Annotated in this window: 1 protein-coding gene; it reads left to right on the top strand. The window is 42.4% G+C overall.

The window, feature by feature from the left end:
* Positions 1 to 1,482, top strand: a 1,482-nt coding sequence (locus JIN86_RS23325; RefSeq protein WP_202342975.1) for a M20/M25/M40 family metallo-hydrolase, incomplete at both ends; no start/stop codon positions are given.

Raw genomic sequence — 1,482 nt, 5'->3', positions numbered from 1 at the left:
GGGCGAAAATAAATTTGCCTTTCGCTTAAAAGATAAATTGTTAACGCTTCCATACTTTGAAAAGCATCCAGACTTGATTGAATTACATGATGCAGGGCTTGGCAGAAATGCAGTGACAGCCTTCTATAAGCATCCAACGGCAACAGAAACCGTTGTGTTAATCAGTCACTTCGATACCGTGCATACGGAGGAATATGGTGAACTAGAGCCGTTAGCCTTTTATCCAGAAGAACTAACGAAAAAGCTAATGGAACCTAAATACCTAAAAGATTTACCAGAGGCAGCTCGGATTGATTTGGCGTCTGGGAATTATTTATTTGGTCGCGGCACAATGGATATGAAAATGGGTCTTGCCTTACACATGCAGTTGATCGAAAAGGCAAGCTTAGAGCAATGGCCGATTAATTTGATTTTAACGACGGTTCCTGATGAGGAAGTCAACTCTGCCGGTATGAGAGCGGCTGTTGTGGAACTGGTGAGACTGCGGGAACAGCACGGTTTAACTTATAAATTATTTTTAAATAGTGAGCCATCGTTTTCACAAGGGCCATCGGATACGAATGAATATATTTATTCAGGTACAATTGGTAAAATCATGCCTGCTGCTTTGTTCTACGGAAAAGAGACACATGTTGGTGAGCCATTAAAAGGGATGACGGCTCCCTTTATCGCTTCCTATATGACACAGCATATGGAGTGGAATCCCCTTTTCCGTGAAACAGATTTAGGTGAAAGTACACCACTACCTGTTTCTCTACAATTAAAAGATTTAAAAATGGAGTATTCTACACAAACACCATACCGTGCGGCGGCACTTTACAATGTCTTTTTGTTAAAACGGACAGCGGCAGAGGTAATGGCTATTTTTGAGGAAGTTGCGTTACAGGCAATGGCTGCTTGCAATGCGCACTATCAAGACATTTGTACAAGAGAAAATGTGCAGGGTGTGGGCAAGGTAAAGGTCTTACGCTACGAGGCATTATTGGAGCATGCGATCCGTAAATTAGGGGCTGAGGAAGTACAAGCGATTAAGCAGCAGGTTCAGCAGCATCGTGTATGGGATGATCGTGAAAAATCCATTCGTATTGTGGATCAGCTCATGATTCGCTGTCAGGAATTAGCACCTGCCACAGTCCTGCTATATGCACCCCCTTACTATCCAGCCATTAATTCATCCAATCACCCATTAGTGAAACAGTCGATTGAATTAATGAAGCAAACAGCTCAAACATTTGATATTGAGGTGGAGCAGATCCACTACTTTAACGGAATTTGTGATTTAAGCTATGTCAACTATTCAGATGCATCCAATGAGTGGCTAGCATTTGAACGGAACACACCTGTATGGGGCGATACGTACCATATTCCATTCAAAGAGATGGCAGCATTACAAGGTCCTGTATTAAATGTCGGACCATTTGGTAAGGATGCCCATCAAAAAACAGAGCGATTGCATGTGGATAGTGCGTTTAAAGAGATGCC

It is taken from the genome of Lysinibacillus sp. HST-98 (assembly GCF_016757845.1).
GTDB lineage: Bacteria > Bacillota > Bacilli > Bacillales_A > Planococcaceae > Lysinibacillus > Lysinibacillus capsici.
The sequence above is the reverse complement of the archived record's forward strand: the minus strand, read 5'-3'. Positions and strand labels throughout refer to the sequence as shown.